At 52.0% G+C, this 24,506-nt stretch carries 16 protein-coding genes; 13 read left to right on the top strand and 3 right to left on the bottom strand.

Annotated elements, in window-relative coordinates; all coding sequences use genetic code 11:
• Positions 1 to 687 precede the first annotated feature (687 nt).
• Together rcsD and rcsB are read left to right on the top strand one after the other, a co-directional pair.
• Positions 688 to 3,357 carry a phosphotransferase RcsD gene (gene rcsD, locus HV041_RS04380; RefSeq protein ID WP_121584837.1) on the top strand — a complete coding sequence of 890 codons (2,670 nt, stop codon included), beginning with the start codon at positions 688 to 690 and terminating at the stop codon, positions 3,355 to 3,357.
• A gap of 16 nt (positions 3,358 to 3,373) precedes the next feature.
• Positions 3,374 to 4,024, top strand: coding sequence for a response regulator transcription factor RcsB (rcsB, locus tag HV041_RS04375; protein WP_003027592.1), 651 nt, complete (start codon positions 3,374 to 3,376; stop codon positions 4,022 to 4,024).
• A 112-nt stretch (positions 4,025 to 4,136) separates the two neighbouring features.
• Here rcsB and rcsC read toward each other — a convergent pair whose 3' ends face one another.
• Positions 4,137 to 6,983, bottom strand: coding sequence for a two-component system sensor histidine kinase RcsC (rcsC, locus tag HV041_RS04370; RefSeq protein WP_048211112.1), 2,847 nt, complete (start codon positions 6,981 to 6,983; stop codon positions 4,137 to 4,139).
• A gap of 168 nt (positions 6,984 to 7,151) precedes the next feature.
• Between rcsC and atoS the strand changes: the two genes are divergently transcribed.
• The 6 genes from atoS to HV041_RS04340 all read left to right on the top strand — a co-directional run bounded on the left by atoS (position 7,152) and on the right by HV041_RS04340 (position 14,415).
• Positions 7,152 to 8,990 carry a two-component system sensor histidine kinase AtoS gene (gene atoS / locus HV041_RS04365; RefSeq protein ID WP_048211111.1) on the top strand — a complete coding sequence of 613 codons (1,839 nt, stop codon included), beginning with the start codon at positions 7,152 to 7,154 and terminating at the stop codon, positions 8,988 to 8,990.
• On the top strand, positions 8,987 to 10,372 hold the full coding sequence (gene atoC, locus HV041_RS04360; protein WP_048211110.1) for an acetoacetate metabolism transcriptional regulator AtoC: 1,386 nt from the start codon (positions 8,987 to 8,989) through the stop codon (positions 10,370 to 10,372). Before atoS ends, atoC begins: the two co-directional genes overlap by 4 nt.
• Positions 10,373 to 10,568: 196 nt before the next feature.
• Positions 10,569 to 11,228 (top strand): acetate CoA-transferase subunit alpha, encoded by a 660-nt coding sequence (gene atoD / locus HV041_RS04355; RefSeq protein WP_121584838.1) that lies wholly within the window; start codon positions 10,569 to 10,571, stop codon positions 11,226 to 11,228.
• Between the two features lie 2 nt (positions 11,229 to 11,230).
• Positions 11,231 to 11,881 carry a 3-oxoacid CoA-transferase subunit B gene (locus tag HV041_RS04350; RefSeq protein WP_048211108.1) on the top strand — a complete coding sequence of 217 codons (651 nt, stop codon included), beginning with the start codon at positions 11,231 to 11,233 and terminating at the stop codon, positions 11,879 to 11,881.
• Positions 11,878 to 13,200, top strand: coding sequence for a TIGR00366 family protein (locus HV041_RS04345; RefSeq protein ID WP_048211107.1), 1,323 nt, complete (start codon positions 11,878 to 11,880; stop codon positions 13,198 to 13,200). The genes HV041_RS04350 and HV041_RS04345 overlap by 4 nt, the downstream gene beginning before the upstream one ends.
• A 30-nt stretch (positions 13,201 to 13,230) precedes the next feature.
• On the top strand, positions 13,231 to 14,415 hold the full coding sequence (locus HV041_RS04340) for an acetyl-CoA C-acetyltransferase (RefSeq protein ID WP_121584839.1): 1,185 nt from the start codon (positions 13,231 to 13,233) through the stop codon (positions 14,413 to 14,415).
• Between the two features lie 43 nt (positions 14,416 to 14,458).
• Here HV041_RS04340 and gyrA read toward each other — a convergent pair whose 3' ends face one another.
• Complete coding sequence (gyrA, locus tag HV041_RS04335; protein WP_115643145.1) at positions 14,459 to 17,095, bottom strand: DNA topoisomerase (ATP-hydrolyzing) subunit A; 2,637 nt, start codon at positions 17,093 to 17,095, stop codon at positions 14,459 to 14,461.
• A gap of 158 nt (positions 17,096 to 17,253) precedes the next feature.
• Here gyrA and ubiG point away from each other — a divergent pair, with 158 nt between their 5' ends.
• The 4 genes from ubiG to yfaE all read left to right on the top strand — a co-directional run bounded on the left by ubiG (position 17,254) and on the right by yfaE (position 22,250).
• Positions 17,254 to 17,982 (top strand): bifunctional 2-polyprenyl-6-hydroxyphenol methylase/3-demethylubiquinol 3-O-methyltransferase UbiG, encoded by a 729-nt coding sequence (gene ubiG / locus HV041_RS04330; RefSeq protein ID WP_048211104.1) that lies wholly within the window; start codon positions 17,254 to 17,256, stop codon positions 17,980 to 17,982.
• Between the two features lie 487 nt (positions 17,983 to 18,469).
• On the top strand, positions 18,470 to 20,755 hold the full coding sequence (gene nrdA / locus HV041_RS04325; protein WP_121584840.1) for a class 1a ribonucleoside-diphosphate reductase subunit alpha: 2,286 nt from the start codon (positions 18,470 to 18,472) through the stop codon (positions 20,753 to 20,755).
• Positions 20,756 to 20,865: 110 nt separating this feature from the next.
• A complete protein-coding gene (gene nrdB, locus HV041_RS04320) occupies positions 20,866 to 21,996 on the top strand; it encodes a class Ia ribonucleoside-diphosphate reductase subunit beta (RefSeq protein WP_003834668.1) in 1,131 nt (376 codons plus the stop codon).
• On the top strand, positions 21,996 to 22,250 hold the full coding sequence (gene yfaE / locus HV041_RS04315) for a ferredoxin-like diferric-tyrosyl radical cofactor maintenance protein YfaE (RefSeq protein ID WP_061068202.1): 255 nt from the start codon (positions 21,996 to 21,998) through the stop codon (positions 22,248 to 22,250). Before nrdB ends, yfaE begins: the two co-directional genes overlap by 1 nt.
• A gap of 3 nt (positions 22,251 to 22,253) precedes the next feature.
• Here yfaE and HV041_RS04310 read toward each other — a convergent pair whose 3' ends face one another.
• Complete coding sequence (locus HV041_RS04310; protein WP_121584841.1) at positions 22,254 to 23,444, bottom strand: MFS transporter; 1,191 nt, start codon at positions 23,442 to 23,444, stop codon at positions 22,254 to 22,256.
• Between the two features lie 162 nt (positions 23,445 to 23,606).
• Here HV041_RS04310 and HV041_RS04305 point away from each other — a divergent pair, with 162 nt between their 5' ends.
• Positions 23,607 to 24,485: a LysR family transcriptional regulator gene (locus HV041_RS04305; RefSeq protein ID WP_101741533.1), complete on the top strand. Its 879-nt coding sequence runs from the start codon at positions 23,607 to 23,609 to the stop codon at positions 24,483 to 24,485.
• The last annotated feature ends 21 nt before the right edge of the window (positions 24,486 to 24,506 follow it).

Here is a 24,506-nt window from a genome sequence, read left to right as displayed (position 1 = left end):
GCTAACCCTCATTAACCAGTCGGCAACTTCATTCTCCGCAAAAACACAGAATAATCCAACACGAATATGATACTAATACTTTAAAGATGTTTCATTTATCTATGTAGATGTTTCAAAATATTAACAAAAGGGAACTTTTTTTAATTAAGAAAATGGAGAGAATAAGCACGAATAGTCAAGAACCATTACAAAATACATATAAATCAATAAATTACACAAAGCACAGCCATAGCACTGAATGATAAAACAAAATCTTCACTCGCAACTAAAATAGACTCGCTATCATCATTAACTTTATTTATTACCGTCATTCATTCATGAATGTCTGTTTACCCCTATTTCAACCGAATGCTCTGCGTTCGGTTTTTTTTTACCCTTCTTTACACAAACATCGCGGTTCTGTGCTACCGATGAAAAACTATAACGACTATTAACTATCTCACCTGTTCACCATCGCATATAAATCAGGCAAATAATTTCTTGTTATTTAATGCTAAATCTGTAGGTTTCATACCTTTATTTGTACTGATAGTGACCGGCTGTACACGTTTGCATTGCCTGCCTGGCAACGATACACAGCAATAAAAAACACAGCTCCGCAGATGTTGCGTAAGTATGGCAATTCATACATTACCCTTTATACTGCCCCTTCATCTTTAGCGTCGTTTTAACAGGTCATAAACACGAATGAGTCAGTCTGACACAACGGCTTCTACCCGATTCTCCCTGCTTCCGGGAAGTATTACCCGTTTATTCTTATTATTGATCGTGGTGCTGTTGGTGATGATGGGCGTGATGGTCCAGAGCGCGGTCAACACCTGGCTTAAAGATAAGAGCTATCAGATTGTCGATATCACCCACGCTATTCATAAAAGGGTAGATACCTGGCGATACGTGACCTGGCAAATCTATGACAATATTGCAGCGACAACCAACTCATCGACTGCCGACGGGTTACAGGAAACCCGACTCAAGCAAGATGTCTACTATCTTGAAAAACCCCGTAGAAAGACTGAAGCGCTGATTTTCGGCTCGCATGACAGTTCTACGCTGGAAATGACCCAGCGGATCTCAACCTACCTGGATACACTGTGGGGCGCGGAGAATGTCCCATGGTCTATGTATTATCTGAATGGTCAGGACAATAGCCTGATTCTTATCTCAACATTGCCGCTGAAAGATCTCACCTCCGGCTTTAAAGAATCGACAATTGGCAACATTGTCGACTCGCGCCGCGCTGAGATGTTACAACAGGCCAATGCGCTCGATGAGCGTGAAAGCTTCTCGTCCCTTCGCCGGCTAGTCTGGCAAAACGGTCATTACTTCACGTTACGCACAACCTTTAATCAGCCAGGGCATCTGGCAACCGTGGTCGCGTTTGACCTGCCGATTAATGATTTGATCCCCCCGGGCATGCAGTTGGACAGCTTTCATCTGGAGCCCGATGCCACGTCTACGGCTGAACATCTCAGTGAAAAAGAGTCGCCTGACAGCGTCAGCATCAACTTTAACAATAGCAAGATTGAGATCTCTTCAGCGCTAAATTCAACGGATATGCGACTGGTCTGGCAGGTTCCCTTTGGTTCATTACTGCTTGATACGCTGCAAAGCATTCTGCTGCCGCTGTTACTGAATATCGCTCTGCTGGCGCTGGCGCTGTTTGGCTATACCACTTTCCGCCACCTCCCTGCCCGCTCAAACGAAGTGGCGCCAAACCTTGCCGCAAATAATGAACTCCGGGTGCTTCGTGCAATCAATGAAGAAATTGTTTCGCTGCTGCCGCTGGGGTTATTGGTACACGACCAGGAATCCAACCGCACGGTTATCAGCAATAAAATTGCCGACCACCTGCTGCCACATTTAAATCTGCAAAATATCACCAGCATGGCGGAGCAGCATCAGGGGGTAATCCAGGCCACAATCAATAATGAATTGTATGAGATCAGGCTGTTCCGCAGCCAGATCTCAGCCCGCACGCAGATCTTTATCATTCGCGACCAGGACCGCGAAGTGCTGGTAAATAAAAAGCTGAAACAAGCGCAGCGACTGTATGAGAAAAACCAACAGGCTCGCGCCGCCTTTATGCAAAACATTGGTCGCGCACTGAAAGATCCCGCCAAAACGCTGGCCATCAATGCTGCCGCACTCAATACGCCCGACAGCCACAAACTGGCAAACCAGGCAGACGTTCTGGTACGTATGGTCGATGAGATTCAGTTGGCCAATCTTCTGGAAAGCGATGACTGGAAAAGTGAATCAACGCTGTTTTCCGTGCAGGCGTTAATTGACGACGTAGTGCCTGAAGTACTACCCGCCATCAAGCGTAAAGGGTTGCAGCTGCTGATTAAAAATCACCTGAGCGCCAATGATGAGCGCCGCGGCGACCGCGATGCCCTGCGTCGTATTTTGCTGCTACTCATCCAATATGCCGTGACCACAACGCAGATTGGCAAAATTACGCTGGACGTCGACCAGGATGAGTCGGAGGCAGAGCGTCTGACCTTCCGTATTCTGGATACCGGGGAAGGCGTCGCGCTGAATGAAATTGATAATCTGCACTTTCCGTTCAGCAATGACACGCAGAGCGATCGATATGGCAAAGCGAATCCACTCACGTTCTGGTTGTGCGATCAGCTAGCGCGCAAACTGGGTGGACATCTGAATATTAAAGCGCGGGAAGAACTTGGAACGCGTTATATCGTCCATGTTAAGATGCCGCTGCATGACCAACATGCTGATAATGAAGAACGGCTGTTAGATGACGTCTGCGTGATGGTTGACGTCACCTCGAATGACGTACGCAGCATTGTATTGCGTCAGCTGGAAAACTGGGGAGCAACCTGCATCACGCCCGATGAGCGACTGAATAGTCAAGAATATGATCTCTTTATCACTGATAATCCGTCTAATCTTACTGCCTCGGGCTTGCTTTTAAGCGATGATGAGTCTGGCGTGCGAAAAATTGGCCCCGGTCAGCTGCGCGTCAACTTTAATATGAGCAATGCTATGCAGGAAGCTGTCCTGGAGCTAATAGAAGAACAACTGGCGCAAGAAGAGATCCAGGAACTCCCCCTCGGCGGTGATGAAAACGCCGAACTTCATGCCAGTGGTTACTATGCACTCTTTGTAGACACAGTACCGGATGATGTTAAGAGGTTGTATACTGAGGCAGCAACCAGCGATTTCGCTGCGTTAGCCCAAACGGCCCATCGCCTGAAAGGCGTGTTTGCCATGCTTAATCTGGTACCCGGCAAGCAGTTATGTGAAGCGCTGGAACATCTTATTCAAGAGAAAGATGCTCCAGGTATAGAAAAGTACATCAGCGACATTGACGTTTACGTCAAGAGCTTGCTGTAGCAAGGTAGCCCAATACATGAACACTATGAACGTAATTATTGCCGATGACCATCCGATTGTACTGTTCGGTATTCGTAAATCACTTGAACAAATCGAATGGGTGAACGTTGTCGGCGAATTTGAAGACTCCACTGCACTGATCAACAATTTGCCTAAATTAGATGCTCATGTGTTGATTACCGATCTCTCAATGCCGGGAGATAAATATGGTGATGGGATCACGTTAATTAAATATATCAAACGCCATTTCCCGAGCCTGTCGATCATCGTTTTGACCATGAACAACAACCCGGCCATCCTGAGCGCGGTACTGGATCTCGACATTGAAGGGATCGTGCTGAAACAAGGTGCGCCAACTGACCTGCCGAAGGCGCTGGCGGCGCTGCAAAAAGGTAAGAAATTCACCCCGGAAAGCGTCTCTCGCCTGCTGGAAAAAATCAGCGCCAGCGGTTATGGCGACAAACGCCTGTCACCGAAAGAAAGTGAAGTTCTGCGCCTGTTTGCCGAAGGCTTCCTGGTGACTGAAATCGCTAAAAAACTCAATCGCAGTATTAAAACCATCAGTAGCCAGAAAAAGTCTGCAATGATGAAGCTCGGCGTGGAAAACGATATCGCCCTGCTGAATTACCTGTCATCCGTGACGTTAAGCCCGTCAGACAAAGAGTAATTCGGTTTCATATCATCTGCCTGATGGCACCGCGTTTATCTGGCCTACGAACAATACAGTGTTGTGTATGTTCTGTAGGCCGGATAAGGCAAACACCGCTACCCTGCCTCTTTTATCCCCGCGTTTTTCTTACGCGATCCGCATAGACCGTTAGCGTCTGCTTCAGCACGTCTAGCGTCACTGGCTTGGATAAGCAACTGTCCATTCCCGACTCCAGACAACGCTGCTTCTCTTCCGCCAAAGCATTGGCCGTCACACCAATCACCGGCAGCGTTAACCCCAGTTGGCGAATACGCTGCGTCAAGCGATAACCATCCATATTCGGCATGTTGACGTCGCTCAGCACGATATCAATATGGTTTTTACTCAACACATTGAGCGCGTCCACACCGTCGTTGGCGGTTTTACACTGATATCCCAACGATCCCAACTGATCGGCCAGTAAACGACGGTTAATCGGATGATCGTCAACCACCAGAATCATCATGTCATCGTTTGTGGCTCCCACTTTGTCCGGAGCTGGCAGTGCGGTGGAAAGCGCTTCACTGCCCAGTTCAACGCTGTAGATATGCGCCAGCAGCCCCGGCAACTCGTGCGGTGATGCCACGCTGTGCACCCACTCGCCAGGCGTTCTTTCCAGCGGAATACCAATGTGGCGACGACAGAAAATCACCGTGGCTCGTCCCTGCCACGCCTGATCCAGCACATCATCAGCAATCAATACATCATTTGCATCAGGTTGCTGCCCCTCATAACGCAGCACCGTCATCCCGGTACGCGTGAGGCTGGATTCGATAAAGTGATAGAGTGACGCGTTTCGCACCGCCAGCCAGCAGCGGGTACTGGCAAGACCGTCCACACTTTTATTCTGTGGATACTGGGCTCCATACAGCGGTATCCGCAGCGTAAACTGGCTCCCCATCCCCGGTTCAGAATCAACGGAAATATCCCCGTCCATCATGCTGATCAGTTTTTCACAGATAGCCAGACCTAACCCGGTCCCCTGGAAATTACGCTGCACGCCCGTCCCCACCTGGAAGAAGGGATCGAACAGACGAACGACTTCTTTGGCCGGGATCCCCACGCCAGTATCACGCACACGAATGCTGAGGTAGTCGCCGCTGCACTGAACGTGCAGCACAATACAGCCGGTATCGGTGAATTTAATAGCATTACTCAACAGGTTAGAAATGACCTGCTGCAAGCGCATCGGATCGCCATTTAATGCCACAGGCACATCCGGTTCAATGAAACAGTACAATCCCAGTTGCTTGCGTACCACCAGCGGCAGATAGTTGGCCGTAATATGGCTCATCACTTCCCGCGGTGAAAATTCGCGCGGTTCAATCTTCAACTGTTCGGATTCAATTTTCGAGAAATCAAGAATATCGCTGATAATCTTCAACAACAGGCTGGAGGAGTTATTCATCGCCGTCACCAGGCGATCCACTCCGCTGGGCAGTTCTTTCGTTTGCAGCAGGTCAAGGTTACCGATAATGCCATACAGCGGCGTGCGTAGTTCATGACTCACCGTCGCAAGGAACATTGATTTTGACTGGCTGGCCTGTTCCGCCGCCTGCGCCATCTCCTGTAACGACTCTTCCATTTTCACACGCGCACTCACATCGACCAGGACGCATATGGCTACGTTCTCATTACGATAACGTGAATGCACAAAGCTGATTTGCAGATTGGTATTATTGCTGGTCAACACATCGACGAAATTAACCTGCTGGCCGCAGATAATTTGCGTCAACCGTTGCCTGTCTTCATGCGTCAGCATGTTGAGATAGGTATGCGCCAGCTCGTTGCTCAGAATGTTAATGCCATCAATTGTGCGCAGAATACAAATACCGACCGGCGCAGAAGCCACAATTTTACGGTTAAACTGTTCATGCTCTTCCAGGCGCTGGGCATCGCTTTCCGCTGGAATAAAAATACGCCGCTCATACATGCGCGTCAGCATAAACAACGCCGCACCTACCAGCACATTCAGCAGAACCGCATTCAGGATCATCATGCGTATCCGCTCCAGCACCAGATCGACCGGCACGGAGTACACAATACTGAGCGATGATGGCGGCAGGTTTTTCTTCAACACCAGATTGCGAAAACCCGGCGTGTAGCCAAACCACGAGCGCTCCTGCATCCAGCGCGGTTCAGACTGAATATTGCCTTCAGGACCGGTGAGTGAAATCAGCGCATGACCATTTTCATCAAGGATTGTCACCCCCATCGGCAAACTGCCCGGCGTGAAGAAGTTCTCCATACGAATCGGCTGTTCCACACCCAGCAACGCCTGCAGACGATTGGCAAGATAGACCGGCGTCAGCGCATAAAAATACCCCACGCCCGGACGCGGTCCCTGGCTTATCCAGAACAGGTTATTGCCGTTTTCTTCCTGCGGCGCATTGCGATACTTAATGATGCGCTCATGCAGTGCTTTCAGCGCCTCGTCACGTTCGACAGGCATATCCCGCAGACCGAAATTGGCCATGCAGAGGTTATCGCTGCCGATCAGGAACACACGGTTCAAATCATAAGCCGCTGAGAAATTGTCGCGCCAGTAGCGCATAAACCACGCCAATGACTCCAGCGAGCCACGCCAGGCATTACCCATCACCGCACAGTCGGAATCGGCAAACAGCGGTTCAAAATTCGGCACCACGGTTTTATCATCCCGTGCCCGCAATGACATCACGCCGTTTTCTGCCGTTAATCGGTTTTCAGCAATATATTTCAGCTCTTTTATCACGTCAGAAGTACGCTGAATGTAGCGTTGAGCCTGGTCGGAGCTGAGATTAAACTCCTGGCGGATCTCAGACTCTCGCTGGTGCAACGCATTCACAATGTAGAACACCGACGCAAAAGCAATCAGACACCAGACCAGTAAGGCCAGCGCTCTGAACAGGTAGCGTGAGACTTTTAGAGTTGAATGAACGGAAGCAAGGTATTTCAAAGGGGCGAAGCTCCGCCTCAGGATATCAATAGAGTGTGGTTAAGGTAGCGGTAAATGTCCGACGTCGCAATGCCCTCTCTTTACGGGAATATGATACACCGCTCTGACACCGTTGTCTTAACCCCTGATAATCGTCGTTTGCCTAAAAAACACTGCACGGATGTGAGAATGCGCAAGCTGAGATGGCTGACGCGTCGTTTATACCCGCGACGTTTACGCAACCAAATGATCATGATGGCCATTCTGATGGTCATTGTGCCGACGATTTCTATTGGTTATATCGTAGAAACCGAAGGCCGGTCAGCAGTCTTATCTGAAAAAGAGAAAAAACTGTCATCGGTGCTCACTCTGCTTAACGGCGCGCTGGGCGATCGCTTTAGCCACTACGCGGATTTACCGCGTGAAGCGCGCATTCGGGCGCTGAATCTTGAGTTGGGGCCCATCACCGAACGGATCACCCAGGCATTTCCTGGCATCGGTGCGGGGTATTACAACAAAGCACTGGATGCAATCATCACCTACGCCCCCTCTGCGTTGTACCAAAGTAATGTCGGTATCACCATCACCGAGGATCACCCCGGTCGCGAAGTGATGCGCAGCAACGCACCTGTGGTTTTTTCCGGACGACAGGTTCGTGGCGACATCCTCAACTCCATGATCCCCATCGAACGGCAAGGTGAAGTCATTGGCTATATCTGGGCGAATGAACTAACGGAAGATATCCGCCAGCAAGCCTGGAAAATGGACGTCAGGATCATTGCCGTACTGGCTGCCGGACTCATCAGTAGCCTGCTGTTGATTGTGCTTTTCTCTCGCCGTCTCAGTGCGAATATCGATATTATCACCGACGGCCTCTCCACGCTGGCGCAAAAAACACCTGCCCGCCTGCCTGAACTGCCCGGCGAACTGGGGCAAATCAGCCGCAGCGTCAATGCGCTGGCACAAACGCTTCGGGAAACCAAAACCCTTAACGACCTGATAATTGAGAACGCAGCAGACGGCGTCATTGCCATCGACAGACAGGGTGATGTCACCACCATGAATCCGGCGGCAGAGCAAATCACTGGCTATCAGTTGCATGAACTGGTCGGACAACCCTATGCAACCCTCTTTGCCGATACTCAGTTCTCCAGCCCGGTACTGGATACGCTGGAGCACGGCACCGAACATGTCGCCCAGGAGGTGAGTTTTCCTGGCCGCGACCGCACTATTGAAATAAGCGTCACCACCAGCAGGATCCATAACGCGCATGGCGAACTAATCGGAGCTCTGGTGATCTTCTCTGATTTAACGGCCCGCAAAGAGACACAGCGCCGGCTGGCACAAACGGAAAGGCTCGCGACGCTCGGCGAGTTGATGGCTGGAGTGGCGCATGAGGTACGTAACCCGCTGACGGCAATCCGTGGCTATGTACAGATCATCCGCCAACAAACATCTTTACCAGAACATCAGGAATATTTATCCGTTGTGCTGAACGAAATTGACTCAATCAATAAAGTCATCCAACAACTGTTGGATTTCTCACGCCCGCGACAAAGCCAGTGGCAGCAGGTACAGCTCAATGCGTTGATTGAAGAAACGCTGATCCTCGTGCAAACCGCGGGCCTACAGGCTCGAATCACGTTTACCACGGAATTAGATACCAGCCTGCCAGCCATCGTCGCCGATCGCGAACTCCTCAAGCAGGTGATCCTCAATATTTTAATCAATGCGGTGCAGGCGATAGCCGCACGGGGCGAAATTCGAATCCGCACCTGGCAATACTCGGCCTCACAGCAGGCGGTGATGATTGAAGATAATGGCAACGGTATCGATATTGCCATTCAGAAGAAAATATTCGACCCCTTCTTTACGACCAAAGCATCAGGTACGGGTCTTGGACTGGCGCTAAGCCAGCGCATTATCAACGCGCATCAGGGGGATATCCACGTGACAAGTATGCCGGGCTGCGGCGCAACCTTCACCCTGATTTTACCTCTTAACCCGCAGGGAAATCCGTCAGAATGAAAACGACCTACCGTATTCTCATCGTTGATGACGAAGAAAATGTTCGCCGTATGCTTGCCACTGCGTTTTCCCTGCAAGGGCATGAGACGCACTGCGCCAGCGATGGAAAAGCCGCGCTGACTCTGTTTGCTGATACGCATCCTGACGTGGTACTGATGGACATCCGCATGCCAGAGATGGACGGTATTGATGCTTTGAAAGTCATGCGCGCCCAGCAGCCGCGGATCCCCGTTATTCTGATGACGGCCTACGCCGAAGTGGAGACCGCAGTGGAGGCTCTCCGTAGTGGCGCGTTTGACTATGTGATTAAACCCTTTGATTTGGATGAGCTCAATCTGGTCATTCAGCGCGCACTACAGCTTCAGGCAATGAAGCAGGAGATCCGCAATCTACATCAGGCGCTAAGCACCAGCTGGCAATGGGGGCATATCCTGACTAACAGCCCGGTGATGATGGATATTTGTAAAGACACGGCAAAAATCGCCCTCTCACAGGCGAACGTACTGATTAGCGGTGAAAGTGGCACAGGAAAAGAGCTGATTGCCCGCGCCATCCACTACAACAGCAGACGCGCCAACGGTCCCTTTATCAAAATCAACTGTGCGGCCTTACCGGAATCATTACTGGAAAGCGAACTGTTTGGTCACGAAAAGGGGGCATTTACCGGCGCACAAACCCTACGCCAGGGACTGTTCGAACGTGCGCATCAGGGAACGCTTCTGCTCGACGAGATTGGTGAAATGCCGCTGGTTCTGCAGGCCAAACTGCTGCGTATTTTGCAGGAAAGAGAGTTCGAGCGCATCGGCGGACACCAAACTATTCGCGTCGATATCCGTATTGTTGCCGCCACCAATCGCTGCCTGCAAACAATGGTGAAGGAAGGAACGTTCCGTGAAGACCTGTTTTACCGGCTCAACGTGATTCATCTGACCCTTCCCCCGTTACGCGAACGCCGCGAAGACATCGCTCTGTTAGCGAATCACTTTTTACAAAAATTTAGCTCAGAAAATCAGCGGGATATCATTGAGATCGATCCAACGGCGATGTCCATGCTTACAGCCTGGCCATGGCCAGGAAACATTCGTGAACTGTCTAACGTCATCGAACGTGCAGTGGTCATGAATACCGGCGCGGTGATTTTTGCCGAAGACCTGCCTGCGCAGTTCCGATCACCTGTCAGTACCGTAACAGAAGTAAAAGCAGTTCAGACCGGAGAACGCAATCTGAAGGAAGAAATTAAGCGTGAGGAAAAACGCATCATCCTTGAGGTGCTCGACAATCAGGATGGCAACCGCACCCGTACCGCGCTAATGCTGGGGATCAGTCGGCGCGCTCTGATGTACAAATTGCAAGAGTATGGCATTGATCCGTCAGGCTCCTGATACCTAAATTTGCTATGCAGAATTTTGCACACTGCGCAAAACTCTGCATAGCAACTCCACCTTCCTCTCGCCAGACAATAAAAAATAAACCATAAAATTCAAATAATTAAAAAATAATTTTGCCATTTATCATTCTGGCACCCGGCTTGCAATTCCCTGAGCGTACCCAAAATGGAGTATGCAAAAGGGAAACATAATGAAAACAAAACTGATTACTTTACAAGACGCAGCGAGCTTCTTTCGTGACGGCATGACCATCATGGTCGGCGGTTTTATGGGGGTTGGCACGCCACCTCGCCTTGTCGAAGCCTTACTTGAATCTGGCGTCAGAGATTTGACGTTAATTGCCAACGATACCGCATTTGTCGATACCGGTATCGGCCCCTTAATCGTCAACGGTCGCGTGAGCAAAGTGATTGCCTCGCACATTGGCACCAACCCTGAAACCGGTCGCCGCATGATTGCCGGCGAAATGGACGTACAACTGGTGCCGCAAGGCACTCTGATTGAGCAAATTCGCTGCGGTGGCGCAGGCCTTGGCGGTTTTCTGACGCCAACCGGTGTCGGCACCGTAGTAGAAGATGGCAAGCAGACCATGACGCTCGATGGCAGAGTCTGGTTGCTCGAACGTCCATTACGTGCCGATCTGGCGCTGATCCGCGCACACCGCGCAGACACGCTTGGCAACCTGACCTATCAACTTAGCGCCCGTAATTTTAACCCACTGATTGCCCTTGCCGCCGACATCACACTGGTAGAACCGGATGAAATGGTCGAGATGGGTGAACTCCAGCCAGACCAGATCGTCACCCCTGGTGCCGTTATCGACCATATCGTCATTCCACAGGAGAGCTAATCATGGATGCTAAACAACGTATTGCGCGCCGTGTGGCGCTTGAGCTTCACGATGGGGATGTCGTCAACCTGGGGATTGGTCTGCCGACGATGGTTGCCAACTACCTGCCCGCTGACATTCATATCACATTGCAGTCAGAAAATGGTTTTCTCGGTCTGGGTCCGGTCACAACTGCGCATCCCGACCTGGTAAACGCTGGTGGGCAACCGTGCGGTATTTTGCCAGGCGCGGCCATGTTTGATAGCGCCATGTCGTTTGCGTTAATTCGTGGGGGCCATGTCGATGCCTGCGTGCTCGGTGGGTTACAGGTCGATGAGCAGGCCAACCTCGCTAACTGGGTCGTTCCCGGCAAAATGGTTCCCGGCATGGGAGGAGCGATGGATCTGGTGACCGGTGCGCGCAAAGTGATTATCGCCATGGAGCATTGCGCAAAAGACGGCTCAGCGAAGATCCTCCGACATTGCACCATGCCGCTGACGGCACAACATGCGGTGCATATGCTGGTCACCGAACTCGCCGTTTTCCGCTTCATTGACGGCAAAATGTGGCTTACGGAAATCGCGGAAGGATGCGATATCGCCACGCTGCGTGAAAAAACCGAAGCGCAGTTTGATGTCGCCGCCGAGCTGATTATCCTGCGAGGTGATGCATGATCGGCCGCATTGCTCGTTTTATGACGCGCGTGGTCAGCCGCTGGCTGCCTGATCCGCTAATTTTCGCCATGCTGCTAACGCTGTTGACCTTCGGCATCGCGCTGTGGCTGACGCCACAAACGCCAGTCAGCATGGTGAGATTCTGGGGTGATGGTTTCTGGAACCTGCTGGCGTTTGGTATGCAGATGGCGCTGATCATCGTCACAGGCCATGCGTTAGCCAGTTCAGGACCGGTGAAAAGTCTGCTGCGAACGGCGGCGTCTGCCGCCAAAACCCCCGCTCAGGGTGTCATGCTGGTGACGTTTTTCGGTTCAGTCGCCTGCGTCATCAACTGGGGTTTTGGTCTGGTAGTGGGGGCGATGTTTGCCCGTGAAGTCGCACGCCGGGTACCCGGCTCCGACTATCCCCTGCTGATTGCTTGTGCCTACATCGGTTTTCTCACCTGGGGGGGTGGCTTCTCCGGTTCAATGCCATTGCTGGCGGCAACGCCAGGCAACCCGGTTGAGCACGTCGCAGGGTTAATTCCGGTCGCAGACACGCTATTTACCGGTTTCAACATCTTCATCACCGTGGCACTGATCGTCGTAATGCCGTTCATCACACGCATGATGACGCCAAAACCTTCCGATGTGGTAAGCATCGATCCGAAGCTGTTACTGGAAGAAGCTGATTTCCAGAAAAAACTGCCACCCGACGCTCCACCATCGGAAAAACTGGAAGAGAGCCGCATTCTGGCCCTGATCATCGGGGCATTAGGGATTGCTTATCTGGCCCTCTATTTCACCGAGAAAGGCTTCAACATCACCATCAACACCGTCAATCTGATGTTTATGATTGCCGGTCTGCTGCTGCATAAAACGCCGATGGCCTATATGCGTGCCGTTAGCGCTGCCGCACGGAGCACCGCCGGCATCCTGGTGCAGTTCCCCTTCTACGCCGGTATTCAGCTGATGATGGAGCACTCTGGTCTCGGCGGATTGATTACCGAGTTCTTCATCAACGTCGCCAACAAAGACACCTTCCCGCTGATGACCTTCTTCAGTTCAGCACTGATTAACTTTGCCGTGCCATCCGGCGGTGGCCATTGGGTTATTCAGGGACCGTTCGTCATGCCTGCCGCTCAAGCTCTGGGTGCCGATCTTGGCAAATCTGTCATGGCCATCGCCTACGGAGAGCAATGGATGAATATGGCACAGCCGTTCTGGGCACTCCCTGCTCTGGCCATCGCCGGATTGGGGGTACGCGACATCATGGGGTACTGCATCACCGCCCTGCTCTTCTCCGGCGTCATTTTTGTTATTGGATTGACCTTGTTCTGACGGCAACCTCTTATTTAAAGGAACTGAAAAATGAAAAACTGTGTCATCGTCAGCGCGGCTCGTACCGCAATCGGCAGTTTTAACGGCGCACTGGCAACTACGGGGGCCGTCGAGCTTGGAGCAACCGTCATTAGAGCCGCTCTTGAACGCGCTCACCTTGACCCACAGCGCGTGGACGAGGTGATTATGGGCAACGTGTTGCAGTCAGGGCTCGGGCAAAACCCGGCGCGTCAGGCATTATTAAAAAGCGGTCTCTCCGACACCGTTTGTGGCTTTACCGTCAACAAAGTGTGCGGCTCCGGCCTGAAAAGCGTGGCGCTTGCCGCCCTGGCAATCAAAGCGGGACAAGCCCAGGCGATCGTCGCGGGGGGGATGGAAAACATGAGCCTGGCCCCCTACCTGTTAGACGCGAAAGCCCGTTGGGGATATCGCCTTGGCGACGGGCAATTGTCTGACGTCATTCTGCGCGATGGACTGATCTGCGCCGAGCATGGTTACCATATGGGGATCACCGCAGAAAATGTTGCCAAAGAGTATGGCATCAGCCGCGAAATGCAGGATGAACTGGCTCTGCAGTCACAGCGTAAAGCCGTTGCCGCAATCGAGTCTGGCGCATTTCAGGCTGAAATCGTGCCCGTGAGCGTGTCATCACGGAAGAAAACCATCATTTTTGATCGTGACGAATTCCCCAAAGCTGACTCGACGGCAGAAGGTCTCGCCGCCTTACGTCCTGCCTTCGATAAAGCAGGAAGCGTCACCGCAGGTAACGCTTCAGGGATTAACGACGGCGCGGCGGCATTAGTGATAATGGAAGAGTCTGCGGCACTGGCGGCAGGGTTAAAACCGCTGGCGCGGATCAAAGCCTGGGCCAGCGGCGGCGTCGCCCCGGCGATGATGGGCATGGGACCCGTTCCTGCCACGCAAAAAGCGCTACAACGGAGCGGGCTGCAACTGTCGGATATCGATCTTATCGAAGCTAACGAAGCCTTTGCCGCGCAGTTTCTTGCCGTGGGTAAAACACTGGGGTTTGATGCACAAAAGGTCAACGTTAACGGCGGTGCGATTGCGCTGGGTCACCCTATCGGCGCCAGCGGCGCGCGTATTCTGGTCACATTGCTGCACGCGTTACAGGCACGGGATAAAACGCTCGGTCTGGCAACGCTGTGTATCGGCGGCGGCCAGGGTATTGCGATGATCGTGGAGCGCATGAACTAAAAAAAAGGGCCGGATTTCTCCGGCCCTTCTCATCACAACTTAATTACTCTTCTGCGTCGTCTGCCGCATCATCGTCGCTTTCAGCTTCAGGAGCGATATCCTCGTCCCCTTCCGCAGCGCTGCCGTCGATGGAGTCGAGCTCTTCATCATCAACCGGTTCAGCAACACGTTGCAGGCCCACAACGTTTTCATCTTCCGCAGTACGGATGAGGATCACGCCCTGGGTGTTACGCCCTACCACGCTGATTTCCGACACGCGTGTACGCACCAGCGTACCGGCATCGGTGATCATCATGATCTGGTCAGTATCTTCAACCTGTACCGCGCCAACAACAGAGCCGTTGCGTTCGGTGACTTTGATGGAGATAACGCCCTGCGTCGCACGAGACTTCGTCGGATACTCTTCCGCTGCGGTACGCTTACCGTAGCCGTTCTGCGTCACGGTCAGGATGGCACCTTCACCGCGCGGAACAATCAGAGAAACAACTTTATCTTCCCCGGCCAGCTTGATACCACGTACACCGGTCGCGGTACGCCCCATCGCACGAACGGCGTCTTCTTTGAAGCGCACCACTTTACCGGCAGCAGAGAACAGCATGACTTCATCGGAACCGGACGTCAGGTCAACGCCAATCAGTTCGTCGCCTTCGTTCAGATTAACCGCAATGATACCGGCTGAACGCGGACGGCTGAACTCGGTCAGCGCCGTTTTCTTCACGGTACCGCTGGCGGTCGCCATGAAGACGTTAACGCCCTCTTCGTACTCGCGTACTGGCAGAATCGCGGTGATACGCTCGTTAGCTTCCAGCGGCAGCAGGTTGACGATTGGACGTCCACGCGCGCCACGGCTGGCTTCTGGCAACTGATAAACCTTCATCCAGTACAAACGACCGCGGCTGGAGAAGCAGAGGATCGTGTCATGGGTGTTGGCCACCAGCAGGCGGTCGATAAAGTCTTCTTCTTTAATGCGTGCTGCTGATTTGCCTTTACCGCCACGACGCTGTGCTTCGTAGTCGGTTAACGGCTGATATTTCACGTAGCCCTGATGAGACAAGGTCACGACAACATCTTCCTGGCTAATCAGATCTTCGATGTTGATGTCAGCGCTGTTCGCGGTGATTTCGGTACGACGCGCGTCGCCGAACTGCTCGCGAACCAGCTCCATCTCTTCACGGATAACTTCCATCAGACGATCGGCACTGCCCAGAATGTGCAACAGTTCGGCGATCTGCTCCAGCAGCTCTTTGTATTCGTCGAGCAGTTTTTCATGCTCAAGGCCGGTCAGTTTCTGCAGACGCAGATCCAGAATCGCCTGGGCCTGCTGTTCAGTCAGGTAGTACTGACCATCACGCACGCCAAACTCAGGTTCCAGCCACTCAGGACGCGCAGCGTCATCACCCGCACGTTCCAGCATGGCAGAGACGTTCCCCAGTTCCCAGGAGCGCGCAACCAGCGCCGCTTTCGCTTCTGCCGGGGTCGGCGCACGACGGATCAGTTCGATGATCGGATCGATGTTGGCAAGAGCAATCGCCAGCGCTTCGAGGATGTGCGCACGGTCGCGGGCTTTACGCAGTTCAAAAATAGTACGGCGAGTAACCACTTCACGACGGTGACGAACAAATGCAGCGATAATCTCTTTCAGGTTCATGATCTTCGGCTGACCATGGTGCAGCGCAACCATGTTGATACCGAAAGAAACCTGCAGTTGGGTCTGGGAGTAGAGGTTGTTCAGCACCACTTCCCCGACCGCATCGCGTTTCACTTCAATCACGATGCGCATACCGTCTTTGTCAGACTCGTCACGCAGCGCGCTGATGCCTTCAACGCGTTTATCTTTTACCAGCTCGGCGATTTTCTCGATCAGGCGTGCTTTGTTCACCTGATACGGAATTTCATGCACGATGATGGTTTCGCGGCCAGTTTTCGCGTCAGCTTCAACTTCTGCACGTGCGCGAATGTATACCTTGCCGCGACCGGTACGGTAAGCTTCTTCGATACCACGACGACCATTGATGATCGCTGCGGTCGGGAAGTCCGGACCCGGAATATGTTCCATCAGCCCTTCAATGCTGATGTCTTCATCGTCAATATATGCCAGACAGCCGTTGATCACTTCCGTCAGGTTGTGCGGCGGAATATTGGTTGCCATACCTACCGCGATACCGGACGAACCGTTCACCAGCAGGTTAGGAATTTTGGTTGGCATAACGTCTGGAATGCGTTCGGTGCCGTCGTAGTTATCGACGAAATCAACCGTTTCTTTTTCCAGGTCAGCCATCAGCTCGTGGGCGATTTTCGACATACGGATTTCCGTATAACGCATCGCAGCTGCGGAGTCGCCATCGACAGAACCAAAGTTACCCTGACCATCCACCAGCATGTAACGCAAGGAGAATGGCTGCGCCATACGAACAATGGTGTCGTAAACGGCGGTATCACCATGAGGGTGGTATTTACCGATTACGTCACCAACGACACGGGCAGATTTTTTATAGGCTTTATTCCAGTCGTTGCCCAATACGTTCATGGCGTAAAGTACGCGACGGTGTACCGGCTTCAGGCCATCTCGGACGTCCGGCAGCGCACGGCCAACAATGACCGACATCGCATAATCCAGATAGGAGCTCTTCAGCTCTTCCTCAATGTTGACCGGTGTAATTTCTCTCGCAAGGTCGCTCATCTAACCGCTATCCCTCTACTGTATCCCGGATTCAAAGGTCGCAAATTATAACACATACGTGAAGATTCAGGTAAATGGATTCCCCCAGACAGAGGCTTTATTCATCCCGTCAGGCTGATATACTCGTTTGCATCGCAAATTTAGGAGTAGAAGCCCCAATGAATGCCGAAAAACCCCCGGTAACTCACAACGTTGACCATGAAGAAATTGCCAAATTTGAAGCAGTCGCGTCGCGCTGGTGGGATCTTGAGGGTGAATTTAAGCCTCTGCACCGCATAAATCCGCTGCGTCTGGGCTATATCGCCGAACGGTCAGGTGGTCTGTTTGGTAAAAAGGTACTCGACGTCGGCTGCGGCGGCGGGATTCTGGCAGAAAGCATGGCGCGTGAAGGCGCAACAGTCACCGGCCTGGATATGGGGTTTGAACCCTTACAGGTGGCAAAACTGCATGCGCTGGAAAGTGGCATTCATGTTGAGTATGTGCAGGAGACAGTCGAAGAACACGCCGAGAAATATGCGCACCAGTATGACGTCGTCACCTGTATGGAAATGCTGGAACACGTACCAGACCCGCAGTCGGTTGTCAGGGCCTGTGCCAGACTGGTTAAACCGGGCGGCGAAGTCTTTTTCTCCACGCTTAACCGCAACGGCAAATCCTGGCTGATGGCGGTGGTCGGCGCGGAATATATTCTGCGCATGGTGCCGAAAGGTACGCACGATGTGAAAAAATTTATTAAGCCCGCTGAACTGTTAGAGTGGGTTGACCAGACCGTACTGAAAGAGCGTCATATGACCGGCCTGCACTACAACCCCATTACCAACACCTTTAAACTGGGCCCCGGCGTGGATGTGAACTATATGGTGCATACCACCGCCAAAAGCGAATAAACCGGCTCTCATGGCCTGATGACGCTGGATTGTAGGCCGGATAAAGCGCGCCAGCGCCGCCATCCGGCACGACTCCGGGCTTTAACGCCTGATGGCGCTTCGCTTATCAGGCCTACGTGATTATGCATCGCCTACTGATCCTGAGTAGGCGTCTCAGGGCAATTTTTGTGCCAGATCATAAGAACTTTCTTTGCCTTAGATGAAGAAATCAGCACTCGATCAAATTTTCTATTTTTTTTCTCAATTATTGACATCCCCGCCAGGCCTTATAAGACGCGCACTTAGCGATTCTTACCCTTTTGCAACCTCAATTTAACCTCAAAATCAACTCTTGTGCTGAAAAGAATCCCTACTAGAATACTCACCATATAGCGTCTATTTTATCAAACAACCCCTACATATAGTATTTATCCACAGACTTAGTCACAACGTGGCACTGTGGATAATATGGGGGATATTTTTTCTTTCACGGACAGGTAAAAACCACATGAATCAGAGTCTGCTGGTGACAAAGCGTGATGGTAGTACAGAGCGCATCAATCTCGACAAAATCCATCGAGTTCTGGATTGGGCGGCAGAAGGACTGAATAACGTATCGATTTCACAGGTCGAGTTGCGCTCCCACATTCAGTTTTATGACGGTATCAAGACTTCCGATATCCATGAAACAATCATCAAAGCAGCTGCAGACCTGATCTCCCGCGAAGCGCCGGATTATCAGTATCTGGCCGCCCGTCTGGCAATTTTCCACCTGCGTAAAAAAGCCTACGGCGAGTTTGAGCCGCCAAAACTGTTCGACCATGTGGTCAAAATGGTTGAAATGGGCAAATACGACAATCATCTGCTGGAAGACTACACGGAAGAAGAGTTCAAGCAGATGGACTCGTTCATCGTGCACGACCGTGATATGACCTTCTCTTATGCTGCAGTGAAGCAGTTAGAGGGCAAATATCTGGTGCAAAACCGTGTTACCGGTGAGATTTATGAAAGCGCACAGTTCCTCTACATTCTGGTCGCTGCCTGCCTGTTTTCTAACTACCCGCGTGAAACCCGTCTGGAATACGTTAAACGTTTCTACGACGCCGTTTCTACGTTTAAAATTTCGCTGCCAACCCCCATCATGTCCGGCGTGCGCACCCCAACCCGTCAGTTCAGTTCCTGTGTACTGATCGAGTGTGGCGACAGCCTGGATTCGATTAACGCCACGTCCAGCGCGATTGTAAAATACGTTTCTCAGCGTGCAGGCATTGGTATCAACGCGGGTCGCATTCGTGCGCTGGGTAGCCCTATTCGCGGCGGTGAAGCGTTCCACACCGGCTGTATTCCGTTCTACAAGCACTTCCAGACGGCGGTGAAATCCTGCTCCCAGGGCGGCGTTCGCGGCGGTGCTGCCACGCTGTTCTACCCGATGTGGCATCTGGAAGTTGAAAGCCTGCTGGTGCTGAAAAACAACCGCGGCGTCGAAGGCAACCGCGTGCGTCACATGGACTACGGCGTACAAATCAACAAGCTGATGTATACCCGCCTGCTGAAAGGCGGTGACATCACCCTGTTCAGCCCGTCCGATGTTCCGGGTCTGTACGACGCATTCTTCGCCGATCAGGACGAGTTTGAACGCCTGTACACAAAATATGAAAACGACGACAGCATCCGCAAACAGCGCGTGAAAGCGGTTGAGCTGTTCTCGCTGATGATGCAGGAACGTGCTTCTACTGGTCGCATCTACATTCAGAACGTTGACCACTGCAACACCCACAGCCCGTTTGATCCGGCTGTCGCACCGGTACGCCAGTCCAACCTGTGTCTGGAAATCGCCCTGCCGACCAAACCGTTGACCGACGTTAACGACGAAAACGGTGAAATCGCGCTGTGTACGTTGTCCGCATTCAACCTGGGGGCAATCAAAGATCTGAGCGAGCTGGAAGAGCTGGCCGTACTGGCTGTGCGTGCTCTCGATGCGCTGCTCGATTACCAGGATTATCCAATTCCGGCCGCTAAACGTGGCGCCATGGGCCGTCGTACGCTGGGTATTGGCGTAATCAACTACGCCTACTGGCTGGCGAAAAACGGTAAGCGTTACTCTGACGGCAGCGCGAACAATCTGACTCACAAAACCTTTGAAGCTATTCAGTATTACCTGCTGAAAGCCTCTAACGAACTGGCAAAAGAGCAAGGCGCATGCCCATGGTTCAACGAAACCACCTATGCGCAGGGTATTTTGCCGATCGATACCTATAAGAAAGACCTCGATGCCATTGCCAACGAGCCGTTGCACCTGGACTGGGAGCAACTGCGTGAGTCCATTAAGACCCACGGTCTGCGTAACTCCACGCTGTCCGCGCTGATGCCGTCGGAGACCTCTTCGCAGATCTCCAACGCCACTAACGGCATTGAACCGCCGCGCGGCTACGTGAGCATTAAAGCATCGAAAGATGGCATTCTGCGCCAGGTTGTGCCGGACTACGAACACCTGCACGACGCGTACGAACTGCTGTGGGAGATGCCGAACAATGACGGGTATCTGCAACTGGTAGGGATCATGCAGAAATTTATCGATCAGTCGATTTCTGCCAACACCAACTACGATCCGTCACGCTTCCCATCAGGAAAAGTGCCGATGCAGCAGTTACTGAAAGACCTGCTCACCGCCTACAAATTTGGTGTCAAAACGCTGTATTATCAGAACACCCGCGACGGTGCGGAAGATTCTCAGGACGATCTGGTGCCATCCATTCAGGATGATGGCTGCGAAAGCGGCGCATGTAAGATCTGATGAATGATGCCGGGTGGCGCTACGCTTACCCGGCCACGATTGCACGGTTTGTAGGCCGGACAAGGTGCTTGCACCGCCTCCGGCGCTCATCCCACAAAGGATTCACATCAATGGCATACACCACTTTTTCACAGACGAAAAATGACCAGCTCCTGGAACCGATGTTTTTCGGCCAGCCGGTGAACGTCGCCCGCTACGATCAGCAAAAATATGACATCTTCGAAAAACTGATCGAAAAGCAGCTCTCTTTCTTCTGGCGTCCGGAAGAAGTCGACGTTTCACGTGACCGCATTGACTTCCAGGCACTGCCGGAACATGAAAAACATATCTTCATCAGCAACCTGAAGTATCAGACGCTGCTGGACTCTATTCAGGGACGTAGCCCGAACGTGGCGCTGCTGCCGCTGATTTCTATCCCTGAGCTGGAAACCTGGGTGGAAACGTGGGCGTTTTCTGAAACGATCCATTCCCGCTCCTACACCCACATCATTCGTAACATCGTGAACGATCCTGCGGTGGTGTTCGACGATATCGTCACCAACGAACAGATCCAGAAACGCGCGGAAGGCATTTCCAGCTACTACGATGAGTTGATCGAGATGACCAGCTACTGGCATCTGCTGGGCGAAGGCACCCATACAGTCAATGGTAAAACGGTTGTCGTCAACCTGCGTGAACTGAAGAAAAAACTGTATCTGTGCCTGATGAGCGTTAACGCGCTGGAAGCGATTCGCTTCTACGTCAGCTTTGCCTGCTCTTTCGCTTTTGCAGAACGCGAACTGATGGAAGGTAATGCAAAAATCATTCGTCTGATTGCCCGTGATGAAGCCCTGCATCTGACCGGCACCCAGCATATGCTGAACCTGTTGCGCAGCGGCGTGGACGATCCGGAAATGGCGGAAATCGCCGAAGAGTGTAAACAAGAGTGCTATGACCTGTTTGTACAGGCCGCGCTGCAGGAAAAAGAGTGGGCGGATTATCTGTTCCGTGACGGTTCGATGATCGGTCTGAACAAAGATATCCTGTGCCAGTACGTTGAGTACATCACCAATATCCGTATGCAGGCTGTTGGCCTTGACTTGCCATTCCAGACACGCTCTAACCCGATCCCGTGGATCAATACCTGGCTGGTATCCGATAACGTCCAGGTTGCACCGCAGGAAGTCGAAGTCAGCTCTTACCTGGTCGGCCAAATCGACGCCGAAGTTGATACCGACGACCTGAGTAATTTCCAGCTCTGATGGGGCGCGTTACTCTGCGCATCTCTGGCACACAACTGCTGTGCCAGGATGAACATCCTTCCCTGCTCGCCGCGCTCGAATCGCACAACATCGAAGTCGAGTATCAGTGCCGTGAAGGTTACTGCGGTTCCTGCCGTACCCGCCTGGTGGCGGGACAGGTTGACTGGATTGCAGAACCTCTGGCCTTTATTCAGCCGGGTGAGATATTGCCCTGCTGTTGCCGGGCAAACGGGGATATTGAGATTGAAATGTAGTGCTTAGTGGACTTCATGCGTGGAGACCAATACCACGTCTGGGCGTTTTTTCATCTGCATGATATACAACGCCCCGGCCAGCACCACCAGCAAAGCCCCGACCAGGTAAATCGCCCGATACCCCACGCCTTCAACCATCATCCCCATAATGAACGCACCAATCGCCATTCCCGCGTCCATTGCATTGAAAAACAGCGAATTGGCAACACCAATTTTGTGCGGTTCCACTGAACTAATAATTTGTGTCTGAAATACCGGCGTCACTGAGCCATAACCAATACCAATTAATCCTCCGGCAATAATCATCATGATGCTGCCGTTGGTATAGCCCAGCGCTACCAGCCCAACGGTGAAGGCCAGTAAGCACGGATAAACCACGTATTTCGGCCCTTTTCTATCACAGATATTGCCGGTAAAGGTTCGGCAGACCATCAGGCAAATAGCGTAGCACAGCAGGAAATTACTGGCGGCTGCCATCAAATCCAATTCGCGGGCATACAGTGCCAGGAAGGCGGAAACGCCTGCGTAAGAGAAGGTCATGAAAAACGTCACCAGTGCGAAAGGCAGCGCGGCGCGATCAAACATGGCGGCAAAGCCCAGATTCGGTTTGGAACCATCAGCGTGACAAATCACTGGCGGTACGGCGACAATCAGTGACAGCACAATCCCCAACGCCGCCACAACCGTGCACAACCAGAATGCAGCAGTATAGGCTTCCCAGCGCGCCATGTTCAGCCCTACCCATGGCCCCACAACCATTGCCAGTCCCATGGCTAAAGAGAAAAAACTGATGCCCTCCCCACGTCGGGAGGCCGGTATCAACCGCGCGGAAATCGTTCCTTTTACCGTGGTTATAACGCCAAACGTTACACCATGAAGCACCCGAATCAGCAGGAGTGATTCAATTGAATGGCAAACCGGATACAGCGCAGTGACCACCAAAAAGGCCAGAGAAGAGAGCACCAGAATCGTTTTATTCGAATATTTCCCCACCCACTGCCCGGCAAAAGGACGAACAAGAATGGCAGAGCCCAAAAAGAACGTGACTAATAAACCGGCCTTATCAGGAGTAGCATGCAGGCGATCCGAAATATAGATCGGAAGCAGGGTCAGCAGGACATAAAAAACAAAAAAGATAATAAAGCTGATAATCGTTATTGCCCAGAAATCCTTCGTCCACAGTTTTTCTTTCATATTCGACAACCTTGTCCAGACGGCGCACGCAGGCAACGCTCAGCACAACTGAACGACGGACAAGTGCGTCAAAATGTGAGTTAAACACCAGAACGCCAGTATAAATAGGCTCATGATATTAGAGAAATTAATCGTTTTAATATTATTAATTAGAAGGAACTAATGACACTAACACAGATCCACGCTTTGCTTGCCGTGCTCGAGTACGGCGGTTTTACCGAAGCCAGCAAGCGGCTGTACATGACCCAGTCCGCCGTGAGTCAGGCAATTTCAGCACTAGAGGAAGAGCTGGGCGTTGATATTTTAATCCGCGAACGCCGCAAAGACATCAGGCTCACCCCGGCGGGACACCGGATCGTGCCACGCCTGCGAGCCATCGTGTCAGAAACCAACGCGGTGAAAGAAATTGCCGAGCAGGAACGACAAAACCCAGCCCGAACCCTGCGTATCGGCTGTTTTCCCAGCGCCTGCGCCTGCATTTTACCTGGCATTATCCGCCACTTTGAACAGCAGCATCCGCACATCAAAATTATCCCCTTCGAAGAGAACAGCCCGGCGATCGTTGATTCCCTGCGCAGCGGGGATATCAATGCTGGATTTGTGCATTTCCCGGTCAATGGCATGTACTGCGTACCGGTCTACCGCGATAAATTTACCGTAGTGGTCCCCGAAAGCCACCCACTGGCAGCCAACACCACTATTTCGCTGGAAGAACTGATGGGAGAACCGCTGATTATCAGTAAAGGTCGCTATGAATTAAGCATCATGACGTTGTTTAAAGAAAAAGGGATTGAGCCAATTATTAAATACGAATTTAACCACCCGGATACCGCAATGAGCTTTATTCGCCAGGGGCTGGGGATTGCATTATTACCGGAACTCACGCTGAAGGCGGTTGGCGGGGAAATTCGCTCAGTGGCGCTGGAGCCAACGTTTTATCGACAAATATCGTTATTGGCAAAAGAGCCGCCGGTAGACGGCAGCCCTTTATTTCTACTGCAGGCATATATGGAATCGTTGACTGCTGACGGCCTCATCTAGCAATCTGCTCACGCTTCACAA

It is taken from the genome of Citrobacter sp. RHBSTW-00029 (assembly GCF_014104295.1).
Taxonomy (GTDB): Bacteria; Pseudomonadota; Gammaproteobacteria; order Enterobacterales; family Enterobacteriaceae; genus Citrobacter; species Citrobacter youngae.
This window is presented reverse-complemented; position numbering and strand designations above follow the sequence as displayed.

What these genes read in the sequence shown, in the direction of transcription:
- HV041_RS04305 (WP_101741533.1), top strand. Translation starts at nt 23,607, where the DNA reads ATGACACTAACACAGATCCACGCTTTGCTTGCCGTGCTCGAGTACGGC.
- atoS (WP_048211111.1), top strand. Translation starts at nt 7,152, where the DNA reads ATGCGCAAGCTGAGATGGCTGACGCGTCGTTTATACCCGCGACGTTTA.
- yfaE (WP_061068202.1), top strand. Translation starts at nt 21,996, where the DNA reads ATGGGGCGCGTTACTCTGCGCATCTCTGGCACACAACTGCTGTGCCAG.
- HV041_RS04310 (WP_121584841.1), bottom strand. Translation starts at nt 23,444, where the DNA reads ATGAAAGAAAAACTGTGGACGAAGGATTTCTGGGCAATAACGATTATC.
- nrdA (WP_121584840.1), top strand. Translation starts at nt 18,470, where the DNA reads ATGAATCAGAGTCTGCTGGTGACAAAGCGTGATGGTAGTACAGAGCGC.
- atoC (WP_048211110.1), top strand. Translation starts at nt 8,987, where the DNA reads ATGAAAACGACCTACCGTATTCTCATCGTTGATGACGAAGAAAATGTT.
- rcsD (WP_121584837.1), top strand. Translation starts at nt 688, where the DNA reads ATGAGTCAGTCTGACACAACGGCTTCTACCCGATTCTCCCTGCTTCCG.
- gyrA (WP_115643145.1), bottom strand. Translation starts at nt 17,095, where the DNA reads ATGAGCGACCTTGCGAGAGAAATTACACCGGTCAACATTGAGGAAGAG.
- HV041_RS04350 (WP_048211108.1), top strand. Translation starts at nt 11,231, where the DNA reads ATGGATGCTAAACAACGTATTGCGCGCCGTGTGGCGCTTGAGCTTCAC.
- HV041_RS04340 (WP_121584839.1), top strand. Translation starts at nt 13,231, where the DNA reads ATGAAAAACTGTGTCATCGTCAGCGCGGCTCGTACCGCAATCGGCAGT.
- atoD (WP_121584838.1), top strand. Translation starts at nt 10,569, where the DNA reads ATGAAAACAAAACTGATTACTTTACAAGACGCAGCGAGCTTCTTTCGT.
- ubiG (WP_048211104.1), top strand. Translation starts at nt 17,254, where the DNA reads ATGAATGCCGAAAAACCCCCGGTAACTCACAACGTTGACCATGAAGAA.
- nrdB (WP_003834668.1), top strand. Translation starts at nt 20,866, where the DNA reads ATGGCATACACCACTTTTTCACAGACGAAAAATGACCAGCTCCTGGAA.
- HV041_RS04345 (WP_048211107.1), top strand. Translation starts at nt 11,878, where the DNA reads ATGATCGGCCGCATTGCTCGTTTTATGACGCGCGTGGTCAGCCGCTGG.
- rcsB (WP_003027592.1), top strand. Translation starts at nt 3,374, where the DNA reads ATGAACACTATGAACGTAATTATTGCCGATGACCATCCGATTGTACTG.